The following is a 25,547-nucleotide window of genomic DNA, read 5'->3' as shown; positions in this document are numbered from 1 at the left end:
CAGAGTCCGGTGAGGATTCGCCGACACCCCCTCAGAGGCGGACGCTGTGGGTGTTTGTTACACAACTGACGGGAAAAATGTTCAGGATTTGCATAATTCTTTCTGCCGGCATTTTTCAGGAGCACAATCACAAGTGACACACAGCAGGCACGCATTGCATCACCAACTCAGATTTTGCGGGAAAACAGGTTTCCGTCAGTCGATGCGGGTCCCAATCCGATCTGGACCCGCAGGCCACCATCCTGTTAATGTGCAAATAATACAGCTGACGTCGGCTTTGAACGGGAGCCGGTCGTCGCCCCTCAATTTACTGACACGATCTGTGTCAGGCGAAATCAGGAGTGACACGGATGTCTTGCCTGAAAGTCATACTGACTTGTGTCTTTGCTATTACCTTCTTTATTCCAACGACGGCGGAAGCTCAAAAGCGACGCAAAACCGAAGTCGTCAAGGGAAAGCGATATCGTCTTCATAAGGCCCATGGTCCGTATATGATTCTTGTGACCACACTGCGTGACGTGGACACCGGGCTTCAAGCGAAAGGCATGTCAGCAGAAGACGCGGCTGATCAGATTGTCTATGAACTTCGGCGAAAAGGCATTCCGGCATATGTTTATCACCAAAAGGAACAGTTGAGCGAAGAAGGTCGGTTCATCCAGCGACAGCAGGGCATCGCGATCATGGCAGGTAATTTTCCATCAGCCGAACATCGTGTTGCCCAGACGGTCCTTAAAATTATTCAGAACAGGTTTCAACCGGAATTTCTGAAACAACCCGATACCGGCGCCATCATTGTTGATAAGCTGGCCGCAAAGCCTTTCAAACGTGCGTTTCTCGTAGCAAATCCTCTGCGAGACCCCTCAGACCTTGGGAAGGACAAAGTCAATCCCGAGCTGGTCCAGATGAATGCCAACAACGGCAAACTTTCCCTGCTGAAAAATCCAGGCAGGTACACACTGAAAGTGGCAACATTTCGTGGAAACGAAATTGTCGAAGTCTCAGGGAAGAATTCCAAAAAGTCAGGATTCGGTATTTTCGGACAGGCTGATGAATCAGCAACCAGAGCCTGGGAACTGGCAACAGCCCTGCGTCGCGCTACCAAGTACGGCTATGCAAAAGACTATGAAGCCTGGGTACTGCACGACTCTCGAAAATCCTATGTCACGATTGGATCGTTCAGCAGCCCTGATGATCCCCGTGTCAGGCAATTGATTCAGGAATTCAGGGCGAAGGTCAAACCAAATCCACGGACAGGTGAAGCGAAACTGACACCGGAGTTGTTCTCAATTCCAAAGAACCCCGTCAGCAAGCCGCTTCCGGACAAACTGTGGTTCTTTGATGAATCACCGCGAGCGGTGGCAGTTCCCGGGCGAACTCCGGCTGACAAACCGCGTAATTTGGGTGTCGCACGAAGATAATCGGACACCAAGTCGGTTTTGACCCGCAGCCCGGCCGCACGTTTGGATAATTTCCAACGAGGTTCTGTGTTGACGCACTCAGCCGTGTGCGTCAACGGGACGAACGGCACGGCCTCATTCGGATGACTTGAGTCTCGTATCAGTACGAGTTTTTACACTGGCTTTGGTCGTTCTCTCGGATTCCTCAAAAAAAACAAAGAATTCTGGCACATTCCGCGAACCATCTATCAAATACCGATGTCTCAACGGAAGCCGAAGTTTTCTTCCGGTAAGAACAGATCATTTTATCCCGGAAAACCAGGACCGATACAGACAGTCGGTTAGGCCACGCGCCTTCACCGGCCATATCCATCTGATTTGACGAACGTGGTGTAAGAAATCGCACCACCTCTCAATGAGCCAGAATTGCTAAGGCTATTCAGGACATTTAAGGAGGCATGACAATGCTGCTCTCATACACAATCAGCGCCAAAAGCTCAGTCGAGAACATTCTCATGAGCGATGCGTATCTGTGTGCGACCGAGCCGGCCAGTCCTCCTGCCGCCCCCGTCCAGTTTGCAGACCGGCAACCGCCACACCGGCGGAGGGAACGCCTGCGCAGCGGGTCGATGTGAAACCCGGAGCGTCCTCCGCCCGGATTGATTCTGCCGACTCACTTATCGGGATATGTGGTGTCCCCACACTCCCTAAGAAACGTGCTCAGTTCTGTCACCGACAGCTAAGCAGCGGGTCCTGCCCGGACGAATCCTGAGGCGCTCCGGAAGTCGTCTGAAATCTTCTCAACCAGACGGCGATTGTTTGTCTTACTGAGACCAACGGCACCTGAAGTCGCCATGACTTCAACTTTCACGGGTCTCGTACTGTCTGCAAAACATCACCTCAGTAGTCAGAATTACGGTTCAAAATCCAACACAGTGCTCCCCATACGGAGTCCGGCATGATGTCTGCGGAATTCAACATACAAACAGTGCTGCGTGCCCAGGCAGGAAACCGGGACGCCTTCGACAAACTTACCAAAACATTTTATTCCCGGGTCTACGCAATTGTCATACAGCGACTGCGAAATACGGCAGAAGCAGACGAGGTCACTCAGGAAGTCTTTTTGCGCGCCTACCGAAAGATGACTCAGCTGAAGGATCCGTCTGCATTCGCAGGCTGGCTATGCCGGATCGCTGTCAGACTGGCAATCAATCGCGCCGTCAGACGTCCGACGGAACGGACCTGTGAACCAGTGACGTTTGAACAGTTGCAGGAAGCAGACACCGGTCCCACAGCCAATCTCCTGCAGCGAGAGGATGCTCAGCAACTGCGATCGGGAATCGATCAACTCGGTCAGATGGACCGTCAGACATTGATGGCGTTCTACTTTGAAGGTCAGTCACTGAAGGACATGGCAGAAGTGTTTGACAGTCCAGTCGGAACGATCAAGAGACGGCTGCACACAGCGCGACACCGTCTGCGTGAAATGTTGGCAGCAATGCAGCCCGCCTGAAGACAATGGACAGCTGACTTCAGCAGACGGTTTGCATTTTTCGACCTAAGTTCAGCATAACTTATGCAGGCCGTGGCGATCCAATTTGATCGCCACGGCCTGCTACCGGATCCCAGGACCGACGGGAAGTGACTCGCCCAAGACAACCATCCTGTGTCTCTGTGTCCGTCTGTCCTCCGTTTCGCATGAGTCAAATCAGCCTCGGTCAGCATCGATTTCCCGCAGACAGCGAATCGCTTCATCACGCCAATTCCGATCGACGTCTGTGAATCGGTCATCGGTGGGTCGTGGGCGCTGCATGATTGTAAACGGGGTCCCTGCCCTGTGGTCAACTTCAAGCTTCAGAAGTCATTCCGTCCACGGCTTGGCAGTGGACGGAATACTGACCGCTGCTGCTGATCCCAGGCGAATCCGTGCTCCAGACGCCCCAGTGCCCAGATCGACCCCGACCACGTATCGCGCTCGTTTCGACTGACCACTCACCATGGTTCGGTTCTGTGTGACATATACCACCGCTCCGTAGTTTCCGCTTTTTACCTGAGTTACAGTGAACGCGACCCAAATGCGCTGAGAAACACAGAAGATTCAACCAACGCCAGGATCGGCAAAAAACGCCGATCCTGTCTTCGCGCGTTTCTGACGTTTTGCTAAGTGTACGGATTCAGGTCTGCGACGGACTGGTCTAATCGGGGTCAGGAAAGACTCCGACACTACAGGGAACGGATTCCCATGCCGAATTCACTTTGGAAACTGATTTCTATTGTTGGTGTCATTGCGATTGGAAGTCTTGTCGTTAAGGAAGTCCATGAGGGTCTTTCGATCGGCGACACGGCATCAAATCCGTTGAACGACACTTCGCAAACTGAAGGTCGTGAGACTCTGCTTACTGCAGATCCCAGCCAGTCAGCACTGGAGGGTCAGTTGTCTGCCGACCTGAGGGGAAACCAGCAACCAGACTCTGATCCTCTCGTTTTTGGTGAATCCAACCAAGTAATTCATGACGAACACGATCACGACCAACTCGTCTCCGTCAACAACAGTTTTTCCGGAGACCATCTGACGGAAAACCGAGATCCCTTAGCGGTCGATTCTGTGACTGCAAAGTCTGATCCCCGGACTATTCCATCAGACACCCGACCAACTCAAACGGCTTCTTTTGCGGAGGAGTCTGATTCGGTCCAGAGCACGCAGTCCGATATATTCGATTTTACATTCGAGCCCGACATTGAAGACGCGGCAGATTCAAGTAAACAGACGGACTCGAATGAAGTCACCGTTTCCTCTTTTGAAGTCGACGGCCTCGACGTGCCGCCCCCGATCTCCGAACCGTTCGCAGAAACTACCGACTCAGATACAGGTTCTCCTCCGTCAGAAACTCTGTCGGATGCTCGGAAAAATCCCCTGCTGTTTCTGTCGCCCCAGGACGGTCCTGCGCGAAGTCGAGTGCTGTCAGGCGAGGCAAACAAAACATCCGACGCGTCCACATTTTCCGAACCGTTCGAAACAGATGCGGTCGAACCGCTCAACCAGGCCCCCCCGACCAGTGGTCTGAACATCGACGCACCACAAACTCCGGCGCCGGAGTCCAACGAAGGTGATCTGCCGCCCTTGCCCGTCGAGGTTCCTCGAACTCATGATGATGACAACGGCTATCCTGCACCAAACGGCTCTGCTGAGGATCTGATGTTCGGAGAAGATACGGACAACAACGACTCAATTCAGCCTTTTGCGGAGGAGTCTTCAAAACGGTTACCGTCCCGTAATTCATCCTTTGATCAAACGACAGCGCCGGACGTTCAACGATCTGTTCCTGACACGACGGAGGAACGCTCAAACGACTTTCATAGCGACCTGGAACTTCCTCCGGCCCGAGAGTCCGATCATGAATCCTTTCCCGCTGATTCCGTGTTACCTGACGCAGGAGACGGATCCCCCCCGTTCCAACTTGACTCTGTTGATCCTCTGACCAACGAATCGCCTGAATTCCCTCCTCTGCCTCGAAGACAGAATGACGATCGCAATTCTGATTCACGGAGGATTCGTTTGCCCGACGAGGTGCCGCCCCAAACCACGACTCCTCAACTTCCCCTGAAATCACAGCGGCGAACGTCGTCTTCAACCGGCGTGCTGCGGCCACATTTAACGGTTCACAAAAAGATGCCCGACTCTGCAACACTTGGTCAGCCAATGGATTACAGGGTTGTTGTAACCAATGAAGGCAAGTCAGTTGCTGAAAATGTGGTCGTTGAAGATGCTGTGCCTGTGGCTGCACGCGTCGATACAACCGACCCCCCGGCCGAATACAATAAGGAGACGCGAAGTCTCATCTGGAAATTCGAACAGTTGCAGGCCGGCGATTCACGTGAACTCATTGTACGCCTGACACCAACAGATCAGGGTGTGCTCCGCAGTATTGCAACTGTTCGCTTCAATGCTCAGCTTACCACAAGCACTCTTGTACGCGCTCCAAATCTCAAACTGGAGTTCAAGACGCCGCGTCCGGTTCGGGTCGGTGGAGAAACCCAACTCCGGTACATGGTGCGGAACGAGGGTGATGGAACTGCCGTGGATGTCGTGTTGAGAAGCGATCTGCCATCGGGACTGCGACATCCTGTCGGTAACGATCTGGAATACTCCATCGATACTCTCGAACCTGGTACGGAACGTGAAATCATACTCAACGTGATCGCCGCAGAACCCGGTAAGTTTACGACTCGCGCTGAACTGCTTGCAGATGGTATCCCGGGAGACACCGCAGAGGTCACAGTCCGGGTTGTGGGGCAGCAGATCCATGTCATTCGCCAGGGCCCCCAACGGCGCTACGTCGGTCGTTCGGCGGTCTATTCAAATATCCTCAATAACGGAACGGAATTCGATGCTTCCGAAATCCGTGTCATTGAACGTATTCCCGAAGGCATGAAATTTGAACGTGCGTCGCATAACGGCGTTTACAGTCCACAGCAGCGGGAAGTGGTATGGAATGTTGATCGGATTCAGGCGGGTGATCAGGAAACGTTGAAAATTGAACTAACTGCCGCGGATTCAGGTGATCAGGAGAGTCTGGTAACAGTCATTGAAAATGCGGGTTTTGAGACTGCGGCCCGAACGATCACAGCAGTTGAAGACCTGCACAACATTGGAAGTCGAATGAGTCGGCTGGACGGGCCCGTCTCTGTTGGGTCTGAATTTGGATTCGAAATCGTTGCAGAAAATCGGGGCACGGCAGATGCAACCGGCATCCAACTGATCATTGATCTGCCTGAAGGCGTTCAGGGGGTGAGTGTCGGCAGGGACGGACCGCGTGCTGACCCCAAGCTCAACAATGGGCAACTCCAATACCATTTTCAGCCGGTCAAACGAATTCAACCTGGGAAACAGAAGACTTTCCGAATCAATCTGAAGGCAACCCAGGCGATCTCGAACGGCGTTGTGAATGCCCGAATTCACTATGACCAGATGCAGGACGAAAACGCACTGGTCATGTCCGAATCAATCACAGCCAGCGATGATCGACCTTAGTGCGTATTAAGCCATCTGTTTCACGCGGTGCATATTCTTCACCCGACTTCCAGCGGGAGAGCAGTGGTTGGCGACAGACTGTTAAATTCTGAAAGTTCTTCCGTCTTACATTTTTATCGCAGACGGTATTTAACAGTTCGGAACCCATATCTGAATTATGGGAGCGCTGATTGAAGAGGTGTCCCGCAACTCTCCGTCAACCGACTCAAATGCCAGACTTTCTGCATCAGTACAGGCCAGGTGTTGAGAACCGGCAACAAATTCGGGCTTACGACAGCTCCATTACGAATCTCAGCCGCAGCCAACGGCAATTCAAAATCTGCACCGCCTGATGAATCCGTGACTCACCCCTGCGGAATGATCGAATTGCACAACTGCGAAATCGAATGGCAGAAGGCGATTTACTCACTCGTGAAGCAGATGAGGCCGCCGCAGAATGTCTGCTGGATGGAAATCTCAACCTGACGTCAACACATCTGAATCCGGTATTACGTCAGCCGAAATGTCATTCCTGTTGTAATTAACCTGGTTGACCCTGACACGACAGGAATGCGTTTCACGCTATGTTTGTCGCTCATAAACTGTCTTGCCGGCAACCAGCGTCCTCACGACAGCCCCGGTAAATGTTTGCCCGTTAAACGGTGTGTTCCTGCTTCTGGAACGGAACTGTGCTGTATCAATCGTGATTCGACGCGCCGGATCAATCAGGGTAACGTCAGCCGCACAACCGCGAGAGAGTCTTCCTGCATTGACCCCGAGAATTTCCGCCGGCCCCACAGTAAGACATCGCAGCAATTGCGACCAGGATAAATGCCCCGGTTCGATCAGAGCACGAATGCTGCAGCACAGGAGCGTCTCCAGGGCACACATTCCAAAGGGGGCAACGTCCAGTTCAACCGCTTTCTTTTCGATCGCCAGTGGCTGATGATCCCCGCTGATCGCGGTGATCGTACCGTCTTTCAGGCCTTCAATGAGTTCACTGGTGTGGTCCTGTGTACGGAACGGGGGGTTAACTTTGTAGAGTGTGTCAAAACTGCTCATGACAGTGTCGTCGAGCAGAAGGTGTTGAGGTGTCACATCAGCCGATACCTGAATGCCTCTTCGGCGAGCCGTGCGGATTCGCTCTGTGGCATCCATAGTGGTCACGGTCATGATATGCACACGACCCCCGGTGAGTTCGGCAAGAGCAATATCCCGCCCTGTCATAATGTCCTGAGCAGCAGCCGGAATTCCTCGCAGGCCGAGTCGTGTCGATTCAAATCCTTCATGCATAATTCCCGTTTCTGACAGCTCAGGAATCATGGCATTGTGCATGATCGGACGGTCGAACATACCTGAGTATTCCAGAGCACGGCGCATGATTTCCGCGTTCGCAACCGGCAGTTTTCCATCGCTGAAAGCAATGGCATCGGCTTCCACCAGTTGCCCAATTTCCGCAAGCGTTTCGCCTTTAGCTCCTCTGGTGACAGCTCCCATAGGAAACACACGACTGCCTGAGACCTGCAGAGCCTGCTGTTTAACGAATTCCGCAGCGCCTCGATTGTCCACAACCGGATTTGTGGACGGAAGAGTTGCAATGCTGGTTACTCCGCCCGCCACCGCCGCAAGTGCGGCTGAGGCAATCGTCTCATCTTCTTCGAATCCCGGTTCACCAACGCCCACGTGCAGATCAACAAATCCCGGTGTCACCAGGAGTCCGTCTGCGTCGATCTGTTCTGCATCAATCTCCGAGACATCCGGCCCGTCAAGTAAATCCAGAACGCAGCCATCTTCAATCAGTAAACTGCCCACACGGTCAATATTATTCGCGGGATCAATGATCCTTCCGTTGGTGATCACGAGTCGCTGCATATTTTTACCAGACATCTGTTCCGCAACGCGGCCGAATGATTAAGTCACTGATCAATTACTGTTCCGTATCCGCCGGCGTTCCTCAGCCAGCATCGATAAACACGCCATCCGCACGAAAAGCCCGTTGGTTACCTGATCAAGAATTAGTGAATGCGGTCCATCTGCCACTTCCGGAGTGAGTTCCACTCCACGATTGATTGGCCCCGGCGCCAGTACCAGAAGTCCGTCTTTTGCCCGTCGAATGCGTTCAGCAGTCATTCCGAACAGATGAGCATATTCTTCAATGGAAGGGAAAAAAGCTCCGCGCTGTCGCTCAAACTGCACTCGCAGCAGGTTGACACAATCGACATTCGGAAGAATCTCATCCAGGTCATAGGCAACTTCCACACCCATCTGCGTAATCGTACGGGGAATCAACGTCGCAGGACCACAGACAATGACCCTGGCCCCCAGTTTTTGCAGCCCGTGGATGTTGGATCTCGCGACTCGGCTGTGTCGAATATCACCAACCAGAGCTACTGTCAGGCCCTGGATTTCCCGGCGTTGTCGAATTGTGAGGATGTCCAGCAGGGCCTGTGTGGGGTGTTCGTGGGTCCCGTCACCAGCATTGAGAACGCCGGCCTTCAGGTGACGAGCGAGCATGTGGGGAGCACCGGGAGATCGGTGTCGACAAACGACCAGGTCAACTCCCATCGCCTCGATCGTCAACGCCGTGTCGACAAACGTTTCTCCTTTAGACAGGCTGCTGCCACTGGCTGAAAAATCAACAGTATCTGCCCCGATGCGTCGTGCAGCCAGGTTGAAACTTGTGCGAGTACGCGTTGATGGTTCAAAGAACAGATTTGCAACAACAATCCCTCGCAGGTCGTTCAGTTTCTCGGCGCTGCTGATTGTTTTCTCACGATAGTGTTCGGCGAGGTCCAGAATCGACGTGATCTGCTCAGCAGACAACTCTTCAATGCCAAGCAAATGCTGTCCGATGGATACTGGATCTGCGTCGGCAATTGTCATGACGACTCCTGTAAAACCGGCCATGGACCGCCAGCAGAACCTGCCGCACGCAATCATGACCTCATGTCTGTCCGTCTGTGGCGGTCGCGGACCGAACATTCCACTCCTGTAGGCCCTTCTACAACTCCTGCCGGGGAACTTCAATGGATAGAAGCCACTTACGGAATGAGAACGGGATACACGCACGACCGCGATGGATTTCCACGCGAATACGGATTGGTGGTCATTCCCGCTGATCGGCAGGATGATTGCTGGATTAGCCGTAAAACAACATGTGCTGAGTGTGCGAAGACTGCGAATCCCTCAGTCTGGCATTCAGTGATGCAGTTTGTGGCCCTGGTTTGCGGATTGAACAAGGATGATTACAGAACCACCTCGCGTTTCGCAAGCGGCAGGTGGTGACTGCAGACGTATTCACGGTTCAGTCGGAGCGTCATCGTCGTTCCGAGAAACGTGTTCCGGTCGACTGCGGAAGATCAGGTTGAACGGCCAGCCGAACAGCGTGCGCAGTCGTCGCGGTTTTAGTGCTGCTGCGGCATGTTGCGTTCCCAAATGCGTCATGAGTCCAAACAGCAACAGCGTGGTCAGCATCAGCCCCACGGCGATATACCGCGGGCCCATTGTGATCTCGCCCAGTTGTGCGGGCAGGCCGCAGGCCCAGTCCCAGGCCGAATGCAGTACCACGGCCACCGTCACCGAGACCGGTAGTTTCCACGCCCAGCCCCGAATCCGGAAGCGAGCCAGGCCGATACCGTAACCGCCGATGCCTCCCAGCAGCAGGTGCAGTAACAGACGGGCGAACTCCGTGCCGACGGTTGCCAGTTCGGGCGTTCCCAGCGTGAGGTAGACACGTGACTCGATGATCGCGGCACCCAGTCCGGCAAAGGCTCCGTAAATCTGCCCGTCCTGAGGATCGTCGAATTTAGACCGGCACACAAAGGCAACGGCCACGACGACCAGCACCTTGGCCAGTTCTTCCACAATACCCGCCAGCCAGGCCATTTCCATCGGTTGATCGTAGATGTTCCATGCCTGGATCAGCTGATCTTCGATCAGGCCGGAACCGTACCCGGTCAACATCCCCAGTCCAGTCGTCATCAGCAGCAGGTACCATGGCTCCTTGTTATACAGGTCGTAGCGATAGACGATCGATCCCAGAACGATCGCCGCGACGAGAACCATGAAAAACACGAGCATAAATCGAACTTCGCATTAGTGTGACTGAAACACTCCGGAACTTTATTTCTGTCCGGGTCCCCCGAACTCAGAGTGTGCGGCCGACACGACAGTCTGCCTTCATGTCTGGTTACCTTCTGTGTGTAACGGCATCAACGTGCGAGATACCACCAGAAGCATTTTCACATCGCATCCCGTTTCAACTTCACCAGTGGTCAGCGGCAGTCATTCCGTATTTCAAGGATCTGTTGGTTATATTTCACGTCAACATTGCTGAGCTCGAATCCTCCGGAGCGCAGTTCGAAATCTTCAGCAGGTCTGACTTCCGATCTGGTGGTGAAGTAGACCCCGTCATTCGTCGACAGTTGATCCGCACGATCTGCTGTGACGACCCGAATTGCGCCAAACGATCGGTTGCTGTCACCATCATGGACCCGTCCGTCGGCCGCAATCGTACATTGGACGTCAGCCGGAACAATCGGGGAATTCTGAATCGCCACAACTCCGTCGCCAGCCCTCAGTCCCAAACGATCATCGTCCGTACGGACAAACATTCCGTTACGCGTTAATCGGCCATCGGCCAGTTGAAAAAAAACGAGCCCTGGTGATCGCAGCGCGACATGCAGGGGGTCGCCTGTCATAAACAGGTTCCCACAGGCCATTCGTCTCAAAGAAATCTGCTGAGAGTCTGTGTCAGCGCCGGCCGAAACCATCCTAACGTCAATTCGGCCCCGATACCCCACTGTCATGATATTGTTCAGATTTGTTCGGGCCGACTCGATCTGAAGATTCATGGATTCCGCATCGTTGGATGGGAATGCGCCCCCGCCGGCACTGTTGCCCAACACAGAAGATGACAACGGACTCGCATCCATTTCTCCGGGCAACCCGGACTGATTGATCAAAAACGCAATTTCATCATCGGCCGAATGTTCGAATGCTTCCAGCCACACTTCAATTGCTGCCGCAGATTCCTGTGGGCGAAGCCGCCGAATAAGCTGACGAACATGTTCTCGGCGTTTTCCAGGAACCGGTTCGGAATACGCTCGTACAATAGCCTCAGATTCAGCTGCATCGACGCTAAACGAAACCGCCGAATGTTCACTGTCACCCAAATGGGAAGCTGCCACCGACGAATCCGGCCTGACTGTTGATTGGGATCTTTCCGGCAGGGAACTGTCTGCGGGGTCAGTTTTCAGAGACCAGACTCCGACAAACGCTGAGAAAGCCGGCACAATGAACAACAACCTGATCGCCGCCCGGTTCATAACTGCCTCCCTGTCGCCTGCTGACTATCGACTGGCTGTTCCCAGCTTCACCCGCAAACCAACACGCTGACCATTGCGTTCCACAATTAACGGGACGTATCGACCGTCCGGTGCTTTACGAAGAAAATCGTAAAGTCCGGGATAACCGTCTATTTGCTGTTCCCCGATATTAACGATGATGTCTCCTGTCTGTACAGAGGCATCTGCTGCGGGTGAACCATCTCGAACACTCAACACGCCAACCCCCCGACCGGTACTGTCGGAGAGGTCCGGTCGGACTCCCAAAACGGCCATCCGAGTCCGACCACGTCTACACCGACGATAAGACGGTCTGACTGGAAGTCCATCGACCGCGTGCAACAATCTTTCTCCCAGTTCAATCACCGAGACAACTCCATCCATATTGATCATTTCAACATCGTCATCGGGAGTATGATACCGATCGGTTACTCCGGTGAAGCAAAACAGGACCGGAATCTGCTTTCGATAAAACGGAAGATGATCGCTGCCGCCGAAAGGACTCGAAACAATTTTCACACTGACCGGAGTTGATTCGTCAGCCTGTTGTACGAGTGGAAGAAACTCAGCACCAGTCCCGACTCCGTTAACCTCCATGTGATTGTTTCGAAGAGAACCAATCATATCGAAGTTAAACATAAAGACAGTATCGTCCAGCGGAAACAGGGGCCGACTGATGTAGTGACGGCTGCCGAGCAAACCTCGCTCCTCACCGGAAAAACAAATAAACACAATTCGACGATTCGGCGCTGGACCTGCCGCGACACGTCGTGCCAACTCGAGAACAGCTGCCGTTCCGCTGGCATTGTCATCAGCTCCATTATGAATTTCCCCCCGTCGGTTCCGTGCACGGGATCCGTAGTCACCGAATCCGATGTGGTCGTAGTGTCCCCCGACGATAATCGTCTCATGGGAATTCGGCCCCTGTCCCTCCACCATGCCAATCAGATTCGATCCCTCCACGGTACGCCCCTGAAACTCTACATTAAGATTCACCGACCAGGATCTCAGCTCCTGGGAAACCGGCAACATTGTTCTGTCGAGGTATCGTGCTGCGGAACGCACACTCGTAAGTAGTTCACCGCCGGACGTTCTGAGAGGACTTTCTTTCAGCAGTCGATCCAGAACGTCCTGTCGAATCTGCATGAATGGAACAGGTCCACCACGCTGACCAAAACCATCACTGTCGGCAAGTTTATCGGACTCCGGATCCGGTGCGGTGAACGGATCATTGACCAGTAGAACAGCGGCAGCATTGCGTTCCCGGGCAAGCCGCAGTTTCGTGGTGATATAGGCATGAGTACTCGTTGAATCACCGGAAAACACCGATTCAGGATCTCCCTGGCCCGGTACTCGACGTATCAGGACGATAATCTTTCCGGCAACATCAACGTCAGCGTACTCATCATAATTATCATGCGGAGAACTGATTCCGTAGCCAACAAAGACAAGTCCGCCGGACGCACTGCCTGAACTCCCGCGCTCCAAAGGTTGCCAGTCCTTTCCAGTTACCAGTCGCAGTCGCGTACCACGGCTACTCTGAAAACTCAAAGCTGTCCGATTACTGACTCCCGTCGCCCCGATTCTGACATCAAATTTCTGATGCCAACCTCTGTCCGGCATCACTGAGGTCAGCCCCATATTCCGGAATTCATCGACTATGTATCCTGCAGCGCGGTCGATTCCTGCTGTTGCCACACCTCGACCTTCCTGTTCATCGGACGCGAAGAACTCAATGTCTGCCCGTACCCGTTCCACAGCGGCGCCCCGGTGACTGTCGGCAGGTGCCGAACTCATCACACCGAAGACACTGATGAGACTGACTGCGGTTAATATATTGCGATTCATGAAAATCCTGTGGTGAGCGTGGCGATCGCTGAGAGTGAGTTCGACGGAATGTGCCCGATCAGATGTCTACCGAATTCGTCCTCCACACCCGAACTTCCGCGCACAGGAAATCAATCCGGCCTGGCACTAACGGATAAAATCCAGGAGTGATGGTAAGGTTAATATTTGAGAAACACAGAAAAATGGCACGAGAGATTGCCGATGACCTCAACACGACGGTTGATGATCATCGCACGTGTGACGTCCCGTGACAACAAATCCTGCAGAGTGTCAGCGTGGGAACACTGAAGCTATTTCGAAACCGACTGTCGACACGGGAACCCAGAGCCGCCGACAGTCGGTACGTCAGCGAACAGCTCGAACAATTCTGCCAAACAACCGGTTCAAATCCGGGAAACCATCCCCGTCAAACGCAGGCACACCACTGTGAATCCTGTAAACCGAACCACAACGTGGCGTTTCAGAATGAACGCAGCGGTGCTGATGTGACCAGCCTGTTGACGAATGCGTCAACAAAGTGGCGACAGTCACGAGCGGAACCACCGGTAGCAGACTTAACTATTGGCGGAATCAATCACAATCAAATCTCGCGTCAGAATCTGCAATCGCCCCGGAGGTCCGCCCAAAAGAACGCTCGACCTGAGAGAAAATTGACTCCCATTACGTTTGTCAGCCTGACAGGCCCTGTACCTGCGCCATGCGCATACAGGTGGTGCCGGATCCGGCCATCGATCCGTAAACCAGGTCTGCCCGGACATCATACGACAGGAACATTTCACTATGCCGCGACCCGGAGGCCTTCGTTCGTGTCGTCGGCTGCATCGGAATCGCAATCCGACATAGCAAGAACTTCATCTGCCAGCGCGGTGTAATCGGCGGCTCCAGGACAGCGAGGTGCGTAGTCAAAAATGCTTTGGCCAAAGCTTGGTGATTCGGCAAGCTTGATGTTTCGACGCACTCTGGACTGAAAAATCTGAGCATTCGCCCACGGGGTGTCGTCGTCACTTTCTTCCAGGAAATATCTGAGATCCTCAGTGACATCAGTCGCCAGACGTGTGCCCGATTCATACAAACACAGGGCCACGCCCGTCACACGAAGATCAGGATTGAGACGGCGATTCACAAGTGCAGTGGTTTCAAACAACTTGGAAAGGCCCTGCAATGCGAAAAAATGAGGCTGCAGGGGAATCAAAACTTCCGCCACAGCGGTCAAAGCATTGATCGTCAAAATTCCCAGCGATGGAGGACAGTCCATTATGACATAGTCAAATCGTGACTGATCCCGCCACGGTTGAAGACTGTTCTTCAGCAGAAACTCCCGCCGCGCGACCCCGGCCAGCTCCATCTCCACTGCTGCCAGATCAATGTTCGATGGAACCACGGATAGTTTTTCGGCAACCAGCTGTCGCACATCGTCAATAGTGGCTTCATCAGAAAACACATCGTACAGCGTGCCCGTTCCTTCCCCGGCTTCAATGCCCAGATGGAAAGACGCATGTCCCTGAGGATCCAAATCCAGCACACAGACACGCTGTCCGGCTCGCGCCAGCGCAGCCGCAAGATTAACACTCGTGGTGGTTTTACCAACTCCACCCTTTTGATTCATGACTGCAATCGTACGCATGGTTCCATCCATAATGACAAGTCCCGCCGAACGAGAGTTCGCTCAGTGGATTCGACCGTGATCAATTCTATCTTGACACGGGTGATACGGTAAGACGAGTCACGATCAGCTCAGCAAATCAACAGCGAGGTCAGTCTGAACTGAATGCCCCTCCTCCGGGGCAGAGGCAGGATTCACCTGAATTAAATCCAATTCGGCGAAATCCGCTTACTGCATGAATCACACGGCTGAATTTCCTGAATCGGTCACGAATGCGATCAGGAACGGAGATTCGAAGACTTCACAGTTCCTCAGCAGAGTGCTAGAGTAAGTGCCAGACACAGAATTGTGAAAATTTTCTACCCCGTGGTGTAATTGGTAGCACAACAGATTCTGGTTCTGTCAGTTGGGGTTCGAGTCCCTGCGGGGTAACTTCGGGTAAGCCTAAACCCGGCCAGCATATTAAGAGACAGATATTTTAGTTTGGGTCCGCTGAGGACTGTTTGGCACCTTTGGTGCACCATATCTTCGGTCTCGTCAGTGATATCGTTGTGCTCAGCCGGAGCGTGGTGGCGGTTTGACAGGTTGCGCGGTAAGTTGTTACCCAGCTGGCTCTATCTGCCGGCATGCCTGAATTCAGACAGACTGTTTCACAACCGGCATCCGTCATTCAGCGGGCGTTGTTAAGGCACCAGCACGGCTCGACCGGTCAGTTGTCCCGAAATCAGGTCATGCATTGCTTCATTGACCTGGTCCAGCCTGTACGTGGTTGTGGATAATTTGACCTGCTCTCTGGCTGCCAGAATCATCAGTTCACATAGTTCGGTGTAGTTACCGACTAAAGTCCCAACCACATTGAGTTCGTCCAAGATCAGGTCGAGTGTCGGAACCCGCATCATTCCTCCGTAGCCAACAACGTAGTACGTTCCGCCCTTGCCGAGCATCGCCAGACATTGCTCCGGTGTCCCTTTTTCACCGGCAAAATCAATAACCGCATCAGCCCCTGCAGCACACCGCCGTCTCACGTTCTCGACAGCGGATTCACCCCCCTGCAGACAGATTTCGAAACCACATTCACGGGCCAGATCGAGTGCTTCTTTAGATGTATCCACAATAATGATCTGTGCAGCACACAGATTTCGAATGACCTGAGCAGCGATGTGCCCCAGGCCACCAAACCCAAGAATGACGACACTCATCCCCGGCCTCATTGTTTCCGCCGCTTTACGGGCCGCTCGGTAAGCTGTGAGACCGCCGTCAGCGTACGGAGCAACGTCTTTCGGCTCAAGTTCTGCCGGCAGTTTGACAACGGCTCTCTGGCTGGTAGGCAGGAATTCGGCGAACCCGCCGTCGTGCGTGATACCGGAAAAGCGACCGTTCGAACAATACATGTCTTCTCCGCGACGACATTCAGCACAGGTCCCGTCAGTGATCAGCGGATGTACAATCACAGGGTCCCCCGGTTTGACGTGTTTCACTGCATCACCCACGTCATGAACCCATCCTGCATTTTCATGTCCCAGAATATAGGGAAGGCGACGATTGACTTTTCTGTTCCAGGTACCTTTAACGATATGCAGATCGGTTCGACAAAGTCCCGCGCCACCGATGCGTACGATCACATCATCTCGTCTCTGAACAACGGGTTCAGGAACGTCGTCAATTTCAACAAGATTGCTGCTTTTTAGACCTTCGTCAAATCGATGTAGTCTCACAGCTTTCATCCTGGTGTCCTCCCGGTTGAGTGTCCGATTTTAACAAACGTCGGCAACTTGGCGTTTCAGGTAAAGTTTTTGAAAGAGTTTGCCCCAGCAGAAACACCCGGGTCCTGCAGTCGGGCAGAATTTTCTGCCAATAGCCTGGTATTTATTTTTCCAGGACAACTCGAAAATGATCCCCGCCCGATATCATCGGGCGGTCTAACATGGACACGGTACTCGGTGATCTGTCTGGCCGACAAAAATACCGGGACAGTACCGATCATCAGCTTTTCCGAACTGAGTCAAACAGTCTATTCACGGTGATGTCCTTGAATTTTCAGTCCGTGCCGGAATGAAAACAATTGTAGCTCCCGAACCGGGGTAATGATTGACTTCCGGTTGAACCGGGCCGAAGAAATCGTCTCATCGAGACAGGGCAACCTGTTCAAAGATGCAGTACCCACGGCTATTCTCGGCGGCCTGAATATCTGGCCTGCTGTCAGGATATCTCCGTTCAGTGAATAGATGACAGCGAATTTGTGGGCCTTAATATTTTTGAATCCATTTTTATGATGTTGCACAGAGTATGGAAAGTTGCAACACCGGCCTCCACACAGCCTCACGAACCGTCCCGTTGTTCTGCCGTGTACAGACGACTTCCCTTGACCGGCATATTCACTCTCCATGGCTTGGTATCGTGCCGCCCCTGGCACCAGGTGAGGGAACAACGAGCGTTGATTAGGAATCGTTCCGAAATTCATCAGAGAATCAGGACACACGACGTACTGTGAAACACTGGATGGGCAGCATCAATAACGACATTTGACGCGTTCTTTCCGTGTGCACACGTACTACCATAAGGCCACTTCTCACAGTTCCCGGTACCGGATCGGTGAAGACGTATCCTTCGAAGCTGTCAATTGATGAGATGGACAGTTAACGACACTGCAGTCATACAAATTGCGGTCTAACCCCATTCGGCACATTTCCCGTTCTCCATTACCCGAGTGATGACCTCCAGGGTCGCAACACCGTTAATCCCCTCTATCATTTGTTTACACCGAAATTTTCAAGTCGATCATACGCATGTGCAGGTGTGGTCTGATTCAGTCAACAGTCACGAAACGGAAGACACCCTATGGACAGCCCTGTCCGGAAACTCTTGCACGCCGACACCAGGTCCTCGTGCCATCGATTCGCTGAACCAAATCCCGCCATCAGTTCCCGTGGACGTCACACCATAACCGTTTCCTGGAAGACGCTGGTGAACAGGATTGCTGCTACAGAATTCCAACACTGCCTGGTGGTTCGAAAAATCCTGTACCGCGTGACGTCCTTCCGCCGTTCATTCACCCAATATGGCGTGCGAGCCCGTACACGGGCAAAAATCGCGGCCCTGACTTTTCTCATTCTGGCCTGGTGCTGCCATGTGCGAAGTGACGACTCGTGGATCCATCATTCACAGTTCACTGACTTCGCGTCAGGGACGATGGAGGATGGCGGGAGCAATCTTTACATCACACGCGACGGATCGCTGCAAATGATCCACCGATGGGATTTTAACAATGACGGCTACCTGGACCTGTGGGTTGGACAGGATCATGATGTCGTCGAAGATGCTGATGTATTGGTCTACTGGGGCAGCGAAACAGGTCCACGATCCCTTTTCCCACCGCTGAGGGAGCATCAGCCTCTCGTGCGACTGATGCGGCAGTTTCACTCACGCAGGCAAACTGTAACAAAACTGCCCAGCGACGGAGGTGGTCGGTCGGTGATCGTCGATTTGAATAATGACGGCTACTCCGAAATTGTTTTTTGTAATTTCATCCACAACTACTCGGTACACATGCAGGCACTCGTGTACTGGGGCAGCGAGGAGGGGTATGCGGCGGACCGTCGCGACGAATTGCCAACACTGATGGCTGGTGGCGTAGCGGCAGCTGACTTCAACCAGGACGGATTCGTCGACCTGGCATTCGCCAACCGCGGCATCGAAGGCGGTGAACGATTCGGATTCGACAAACATCTGGAATCGTACGTCTACTGGAACGGCCCGACGGGGTTCAGTCACGATCGTCGCACTTCGCTGCCGACAGTGAGTGCAACCGACTGTGCTGCAGCGGACGTGAACGGGGACGGATATCCCGAGTTGCTGTTCGCCAACAATAATTCCAAACATCAAAGCGTTTCGATGTATTGGGGACGCAGCGATGGATTTTCTCCACAGCACCGCCAGGTCTGGAGTGGGGGTGAACCAGTCGGTCTCCACCTGACAGATCTGGATGGGGATGCCAAAACGGATCTGATTGTCCTGCACGGTGATGACCACGCCGATCTTTGGCGCGGCACGGGCGCAAATTTGGAACGTTGGAGTCAGCTGGAGACGTCGGGCGCGACAGAATGTGAAGTCAGCGATCTGAATCAGGACGGACATCGCGATCTGATATTCGCGAATGCAGGGTCAGACAAAGAGCAACTTTCATATATTTATTGGGGAACCGATCACGGATATTCCGGTGAATCACGAACCGATCTGCCTACGCTGCATGCAACCGATGTCTGTGTAGCCGACTTCAACAGTGATGGCTGGACGGACGTTGTATTTGCCAACGAACACAGCGAATCCACTTATGATGTCAATTCGTTTCTTTACTGGAACGGCCCCGACGGTTTCGATGGTGCGTGGCGCGAAGAGCTTCAGGGATTTGGCGCCGTCAGCAATGCAGCCGAAGATCTCGACGGCGATGGTCATACGGACCTTGTGCTGGTCAATCGACACAGTGGTTCGTACAAACATTCCGATTCATTCGTGTATTGGGGCAATCCGCGAAACCACTACTCACCGGCAGCGATGACGGAACTCCCGGGTCGTTCGGACGCATCGACGATTGCGGACCTCAACCACGATGATTTTGTGGACATTGTCTTTCCCAGTGGATGGGTGTACTGGGGGACGTCTCAGGGTTTCTCCCCGGATCGACGGCAAAGAGTCTGTCAACTTCAGGGGCGCGGGGTCACCGTGGCGGACCTGAATCGTGACGGAGACCTGGATCTGATCTTCGTCGCCGGCGAAGAGGACGAAGGTGAGGCTGTCATTCTGTGGGGGGACGTGAACGGGTATGAATCATCAAATCGAACCATACTCCCACTCAGCACACGTTTAAGCCTGAGTACAAGAGTGGCTGATTTTAACAAAGATGGTTTCCTTGACATCGTCTTCGGTGACGTGGACTCGCCCGCTGTCGACATCTTTTGGGGCAACGATTCCGGTCAATACAGCGGCGACTTCCACACAAAATTCAGGTTCAACAATGGAGCCAGTGTCGAAATTGCGGACCTGAACAGTGACGGGTGGCTGGATCTGATCATGGGAGGTGGCTGGGACGATTCACGTTTTGGTCGTCCGACGCGTCAGGCCCACATCGCATGGGGAGGCCCGAACGGGTTCTCACCCGCCCGTGTGCTGAAGCTCGAAGCATACGATTCGCTTGAACAGTCGGTTGCAGACCTCAATCGAGACGGACACCTGGATCTGGTCATGACCAATTACCATGCGTACAGGACGCGAACAATTCCGATTTTCATCTATTGGGGAGACAAAACCGGTCAATTCAGCGAGTCGCGCCGCAGCACGCTGCCCGCAGAATCGTCGGCTCCGGTCACAGTTGCCGACCTGAATCGGGACAGCTGGATGGACATCGTTTCATTCAACCACATCCGGCACGGGGATCATGGAGTCGGAGCCAATATCTACTGGGGCTCCCCTGACGGGTTTTCCGGATCCAATCGTCACTGGCTGCAGACCTTCGGACCACACTTTGGCGTCGGACGCGATGTCGGAAATATTTACGACCGAAAACTCGAAGAGCGTTTTGTCTCTGCACCACTCCAGTGCCCTGCAGACAAAACGCCATCCCGTTTGAGCTGGCAGGCACGGACACCTCACGGAACCGGGGTGAGGTTTCAGCTTCGCACAGCAAACGCCAGGGACGGCCTGGCCAGCGCTCAATGGCAGGGGACAACAGGCAGCAACAGTTGGTACGATAACTCAAACGTCGCCCTGAATCTGGACGGAGATACTCGATGGCTGCAGTATCGTGTGACTCTGCGAACTCCGGATGGAGGAAGCACGCCCGTGCTGGAACAGGTGCGTATTTCCGTAAAATGACTGCGTTTTGAACTACGAAGCCCGTAAATTATTCCAATAGTAATTAATCGAATTTCACAGTGATGCACAAAACAACTCACGCGTATCAAACACAAATTGTCGATCGGAAGGTGACTGTGACGTTAAAGAGAGACCGGAAACACGTGTGTTTCCAGAATGTGGTACGCCTGCTGATGTTCGTTTTCTTTTCCGGCAACGTTTGTTGTGTGGAATCCTGGGCACAACAGAAAAACGAAGGCGCCGAGCCGGGAAAACAGCAGCAACAAGCCCCGTCACCATTCACGGAACCGCAGAAACGGTCCAAACGTATCCGTTACAACAGCGGATCCTGGCATCCACTTGTGGATATCACAGAGATTTTTCCCGGCAACCGCCACCTCAATGACCGAGGTCTGTACGATTTGTACGACGGAGTGATTGGTGTTCAGCTTCGTGTCGAACCGGCCGAACGTTCACAGGTGCTGCTCGAAGCGGTGGCCGAATGGGAGGATGGAGAATCAATCTCCCCGCTGTTCATATGGGAAGCCGACGGGCTGTGGCATATGCTCTATGAATGTTCGGGAGCAGGAGGAGGCAACACGGCATATTGCACCAGTGTCGACGGCTACCAATGGAAGCGTGTTGAGCTGGGTCAGGTCTCGTTTCGCGGATCCACAAAAAACAATCTCGTCGCCAACGGTATCCAGGGAGCCACCGGAGCATTCCTGGATCCACATGCTCCGCCCGATGAACGCTTCAAGGCCATGGGCGGCGATATGGCCTGGTACGATCCCCAGACGCTGCAGCGGATGCAGGGCCCTGAAGTCATGCGTCGCTGGAACAAGCAGCAACAACTGGGATCGGACTACAAAGGACCTCGTGTCGAAATCTGGGGCCGCATGCTCGGCTGGGTTTCATCAGATGGTCTCAACTGGAAACAGCTGGACACCATGCTGGGCAACCGTCCGGTCAACGGAGGAATCTCGGCCTGCTACGACGCTGACAATGACGAATACATCGCCTACCTGCAAATCATGGGAAACACAGCAGAGTTGATACCAGGCATTGGCACTGCGCAGATTGAAGAACAAACCCAGCGCCGCACCATTGGCTTTTCCCGCACCAAAGACTTTGGCAGTTGGCCGGCCCCGAAGCTGATTCTGTCTCCGGATGCGCAGGACGATCTTGATACAGAATTCTACGGAGGCAATTATTTTCCGTATCCCGGACGCACCGACCTGCACGCGATGGTGGTTCCTCTGTACCACAAGGCAACCGACCACATGGACATGCAGATTGCATTTAGTCGAGACGGCATTATCTGGTCACGTCCGGAACGTCGCGCGATCCATACCGTCGGAGAACATGGCAGCGGTGAGGAATGTGCGGTGCATGCATGGAGAAGCGGCCTTCTTGAGCTGCCGGACGGCAGTTGGGCAGTTCCCTACACCGGAAGTTCGACCCGCCACAATGTCCTGGACCCGGATAAGGACGAAATTTTTCCAGACAGGCGTCCGAGGCAAATCCGTTATATGCTCTGGCAGCCTCACCGTTTTTGCGGAATCGAAGCTACAGGTGAAGGACGATTCACAATTCCAACGATCTATCGTCACGGAAATGAGCTGCGACTGAACTACCGCTGTGAGCCCGGCGGCTGGCTCACTGTGGAACTTGTGCGAAATGTCGGCAGGATCCCCGATCCGGAAGGAGTCGAAGGGTTTACGTTTGCGGACTGTGACCGGCTGGCTGGTAACGAGTCGGATCGCGTGGTGACCTGGAAGGGTAACAGCGACATTTCTCAACTCGGTGAGACCGTCGCCATTCGGGTGAGAATGTTTCAGGCGAAACTTTTTGCCTACCGGATTTGAAAGCTGCCGGCTCCCGCAATTAACGGCACAAGAAAGTATTATTCTGTGAGCTCTTCATCAGATTCCAGCCGTCGCAGTTTTCTTGCCGGCTCCACAACACTGGGAGCACTCGGACTCAGCAGTGCTGTCGGAATGCCGTCAGCCTCGGTCCTTAAACACCGGAGCGACGAACTCCGTGTTGGGGTGATGAATCTGCAGGTCTATTCCCACATGGGAATCTGGGCTCCGCTCCTTAAGCCGTTCACCGGTATGCGGATCACTCACTGCTGGGATATCGACCCAAACATTTCGGCGGGATTCGCAAAAGGTTACAGCGCAACTGCTGTAAAAAACTTCGACGACATGCTCGGTAAAGTCGACGCGATCATTTCGGGGGGATACTACAACAACCCGTGGAACCACATCATCCACGAACCCTATCTCGAAGCAGGTTTGCCCAACCTTATCAACAGACCGTTCGCCAACACGGTTGCCCGGGGTAAAAAAATGACTGAGATGGCGCGTAAACACGGAGCCCCCATCCTCGTGCCTTCATCGTTTGAACACACCCATCCGATCGTTCAGGCGAAAACGTGGAGCCAAGGAAAAACAATTACCTGCTACAACGCAACCAATGCCTCTGACGACTATTCCACTCACGGAATTCACGGTGTCTACGTCATTTGCCGGACCATTGCTGAAGCAGGGAACCCTGTTATCTCGGTCGCCCAACAGGCGAAGAACTGGCATAGTTCTCCGGCCGTCGTCACATACGAGCATCAGGCGCCTGACGGGCGAACATTTATGGGAACCCTGCACCTGGGTTCATTCGGGCTGGGAGGAATCCGAATACATACTCAGGAAGAAATCGGTGGCAAAGGCTTTCAGATCGATCTCGGTACCGGCTACCCGTATGACAAGACTCACCTGTGGGCACCGACCCTCTGGGAGTTTGAATCACTGGCACGCGGCAACGCACCTTCTCAATCCCTCGAACAAATCGAACACAAGCACAAAACCTACATGGCAGGTTTTTGGTCAATCCTTGAAAACGAAGGAAAACTCACGCGGCTCGATCAGGTCCCGATTGACTGGGAAGCACCAGTCGACGTCCCCAATCTGAAACACAGGGATACCACTCTGTTCCGGAAAAAATTTGGATAGCACCCGGGGATAATCAGACGGGTACACGACCGCGCCGATCACCGGCGTTCATGCAGGCCTGGCGAATCTGGCAGCTGACTGAAGTCAATCAGCTGCGTATCACCCACAACGGCCTCAAACGTTCAAACCCCGGTTAACACAAAGCAGACGGCTCCGTTAACAAATAATCTTTGAACACCACAATTGGCGACAGATCGATAAAACCCAGGAGTTCATTACGGACTGAAACTGCGTAAGTTTTACGCGATGAGCCGGTAACGTCGATCATCCCGTCCCCCTGATGGCCGAACAAACCGGACTGGTTGATTCGCACGTTCCGAATTCACAACGTCTTTTGTGAATAAATATCCCACAACAAAACGATTGATGGCAGGACCGGAAGAGCCACACAACTCTGAGTCACACCCACTACGCTGTGCCTGACAACACCGGCAACCGTGCATTTCCAGCAGGTGAAACAGGAAACTTCCCGCAGTCAGCAGCACGTTGCCCGTTGATCACGTGATCCCTTGCCTTTCGGTTCATTCCGCGACAGGATGTGCCGTGTTCTAACTGAAACAGGCCGGTAGTCGAGGACCACAATGCAACGCCTTCCACTGGGACCATTGTATTACGAATTTAGTCGCCATAATGAACCTCGGCTGAGAATCCAGCCCGGTGAAACGGTACTCGTTGAATCGGAAGATGCCTTTTCCGGACAGGTCCGTACCAACGACGACCGACGGGACAAAACAAAAAAACCGTATGGAAACCCTCAGACCGGGCCGATTTTCGTTGATGGTGCAGAGCCGGGGGATACCCTGGCGGTGACCATTGACGACATCCAGCCCGCCATCGGACAATGCGCGACACGCACCAGCGATCCCAACCAGCTGGCTCAGTGGCTGGGCAATGACTGCCCCCACGGCACACACGTCTGCCCGATCGAAGATGGTCTGATTCACTGGAGTGATGAAATCACAATCCCGTATCGCCCGATGCTCGGATGCATTGGTACGGCTCCGGACAACGGCGTACCCACCACCGGCCCTGCCGGCCCCCATGGTGGAAACATGGATATTATCGAAACAGCACCTGGCAATACTGTTTGTTTGCCGATTTACGTGGAGGGAGCTTATCTGTATCTCGGGGACGCTCACGCCGCAATGGGACATGGCGAGCTTTCCGCCAGTGGTCTGGAGATGCCGGCACACACCACGATCACCGTTAACCTGATCAAACATACCAGTATCCCCGGACCGCGAATTGAGTCTCCGGACGAAATCATGACCATCGCCACCGGCTGTCCAATGGAACGATCCATCGCCCAGGCCTACTCCTGGCTGATTCTCTGGATGGAATCCGACTATGGCTGGGACCGCTGGCGAGCCTACGATCTGCTGACACACGCCGGAGAGATTTCGGTGGGCTACTACGCCATCGGTACCGTCGCTGCCAAAATTAAAAAATCGTATCTGGCCTGTTCCTGACAGCTGAATTCGAGTG

The 25,547-nt window shown here is 53.5% G+C and carries 15 protein-coding genes and 1 tRNA gene; 9 read left to right on the top strand and 7 right to left on the bottom strand.

The features are described 5' to 3' along the window. Positions 1-350 precede the first annotated feature (350 nt). The 4 genes from MK110_03610 to MK110_03595 all read left to right on the top strand — a co-directional run bounded on the left by MK110_03610 (position 351) and on the right by MK110_03595 (position 6,429). On the top strand, positions 351-1,418 hold the full coding sequence (locus MK110_03610; GenBank protein MCH2210362.1) for a hypothetical protein: 1,068 nt from the start codon (positions 351-353) through the stop codon (positions 1,416-1,418). Between the two features lie 443 nt (positions 1,419-1,861). Then, positions 1,862-2,032: a hypothetical protein gene (locus MK110_03605; protein ID MCH2210361.1), complete on the top strand. Its 171-nt coding sequence runs from the start codon at positions 1,862-1,864 to the stop codon at positions 2,030-2,032. A gap of 326 nt (positions 2,033-2,358) precedes the next feature. Continuing rightward, positions 2,359-2,910, top strand: coding sequence for a sigma-70 family RNA polymerase sigma factor (locus MK110_03600; protein ID MCH2210360.1), 552 nt, complete (start codon positions 2,359-2,361; stop codon positions 2,908-2,910). Between the two features lie 729 nt (positions 2,911-3,639). Next, the gene (locus tag MK110_03595) at positions 3,640-6,429 is read left to right on the top strand and encodes a hypothetical protein (GenBank protein MCH2210359.1); all 2,790 of its coding nucleotides are present in this window, start codon (positions 3,640-3,642) and stop codon (positions 6,427-6,429) included. 561 nt (positions 6,430-6,990) lie between these two features. Here MK110_03595 and MK110_03590 read toward each other — a convergent pair. From MK110_03590 to MK110_03565, 6 genes are all read right to left on the bottom strand, one after another. Continuing rightward, positions 6,991-8,295: a dihydroorotase gene (locus MK110_03590; GenBank protein ID MCH2210358.1), complete on the bottom strand. Its 1,305-nt coding sequence runs from the start codon at positions 8,293-8,295 to the stop codon at positions 6,991-6,993. A 36-nt stretch (positions 8,296-8,331) separates the two neighbouring features. Further along, positions 8,332-9,291, bottom strand: a complete 960-nt coding sequence (locus tag MK110_03585; GenBank protein MCH2210357.1) for an aspartate carbamoyltransferase catalytic subunit — start codon at positions 9,289-9,291, stop codon at positions 8,332-8,334. A gap of 414 nt (positions 9,292-9,705) precedes the next feature. Then, a complete protein-coding gene (locus MK110_03580) occupies positions 9,706-10,488 on the bottom strand; it encodes a PrsW family glutamic-type intramembrane protease (GenBank protein ID MCH2210356.1) in 783 nt (260 codons plus the stop codon). Between the two features lie 194 nt (positions 10,489-10,682). Beyond that, positions 10,683-11,597, bottom strand: coding sequence for a hypothetical protein (locus MK110_03575; protein ID MCH2210355.1), 915 nt, complete (start codon positions 11,595-11,597; stop codon positions 10,683-10,685). A 162-nt stretch (positions 11,598-11,759) separates the two neighbouring features. Beyond that, complete coding sequence (locus MK110_03570; protein MCH2210354.1) at positions 11,760-13,601, bottom strand: M20/M25/M40 family metallo-hydrolase; 1,842 nt, start codon at positions 13,599-13,601, stop codon at positions 11,760-11,762. 778 nt (positions 13,602-14,379) lie between these two features. After that, positions 14,380-15,225: an AAA family ATPase gene (locus MK110_03565; protein MCH2210353.1), complete on the bottom strand. Its 846-nt coding sequence runs from the start codon at positions 15,223-15,225 to the stop codon at positions 14,380-14,382. Between the two features lie 339 nt (positions 15,226-15,564). Between MK110_03565 and MK110_03560 the strand changes: the two genes are divergently transcribed. Then, a tRNA-Gln gene (locus tag MK110_03560) sits at positions 15,565-15,636 on the top strand. A 251-nt stretch (positions 15,637-15,887) separates the two neighbouring features. On the opposite strand, the gene MK110_03555 is transcribed toward MK110_03560, so the two are convergent. Then, entirely contained in the window at positions 15,888-16,928 is a 1,041-nt protein-coding gene (locus MK110_03555; GenBank protein ID MCH2210352.1) for an NAD(P)-dependent alcohol dehydrogenase, read from the bottom strand. Between the two features lie 1,240 nt (positions 16,929-18,168). Between MK110_03555 and MK110_03550 the strand changes: the two genes are divergently transcribed. The 4 genes from MK110_03550 (at position 18,169) to MK110_03535 (ending at position 25,531) form a co-directional block, all read left to right on the top strand. Next, positions 18,169-21,072, top strand: a complete 2,904-nt coding sequence (locus MK110_03550; GenBank protein MCH2210351.1) for a VCBS repeat-containing protein — start codon at positions 18,169-18,171, stop codon at positions 21,070-21,072. A gap of 116 nt (positions 21,073-21,188) precedes the next feature. Then, a complete protein-coding gene (locus MK110_03545) occupies positions 21,189-22,919 on the top strand; it encodes a hypothetical protein (GenBank protein MCH2210350.1) in 1,731 nt (576 codons plus the stop codon). A 45-nt stretch (positions 22,920-22,964) separates the two neighbouring features. Next, entirely contained in the window at positions 22,965-24,062 is a 1,098-nt protein-coding gene (locus MK110_03540) for a Gfo/Idh/MocA family oxidoreductase (protein MCH2210349.1), read from the top strand. Between the two features lie 581 nt (positions 24,063-24,643). Continuing rightward, the gene (locus MK110_03535; protein MCH2210348.1) at positions 24,644-25,531 is read left to right on the top strand and encodes an acetamidase/formamidase family protein; all 888 of its coding nucleotides are present in this window, start codon (positions 24,644-24,646) and stop codon (positions 25,529-25,531) included. Positions 25,532-25,547: the final 16 nt, after the last annotated feature.

Source organism: Fuerstiella sp., from assembly GCA_022447225.1.
In the GTDB taxonomy this organism is placed as follows: domain Bacteria; phylum Planctomycetota; class Planctomycetia; order Planctomycetales; family Planctomycetaceae; genus S139-18.
Note: the sequence above shows the minus strand (reverse complement) of the source record. Positions and strands in the feature narration are given on the sequence as shown.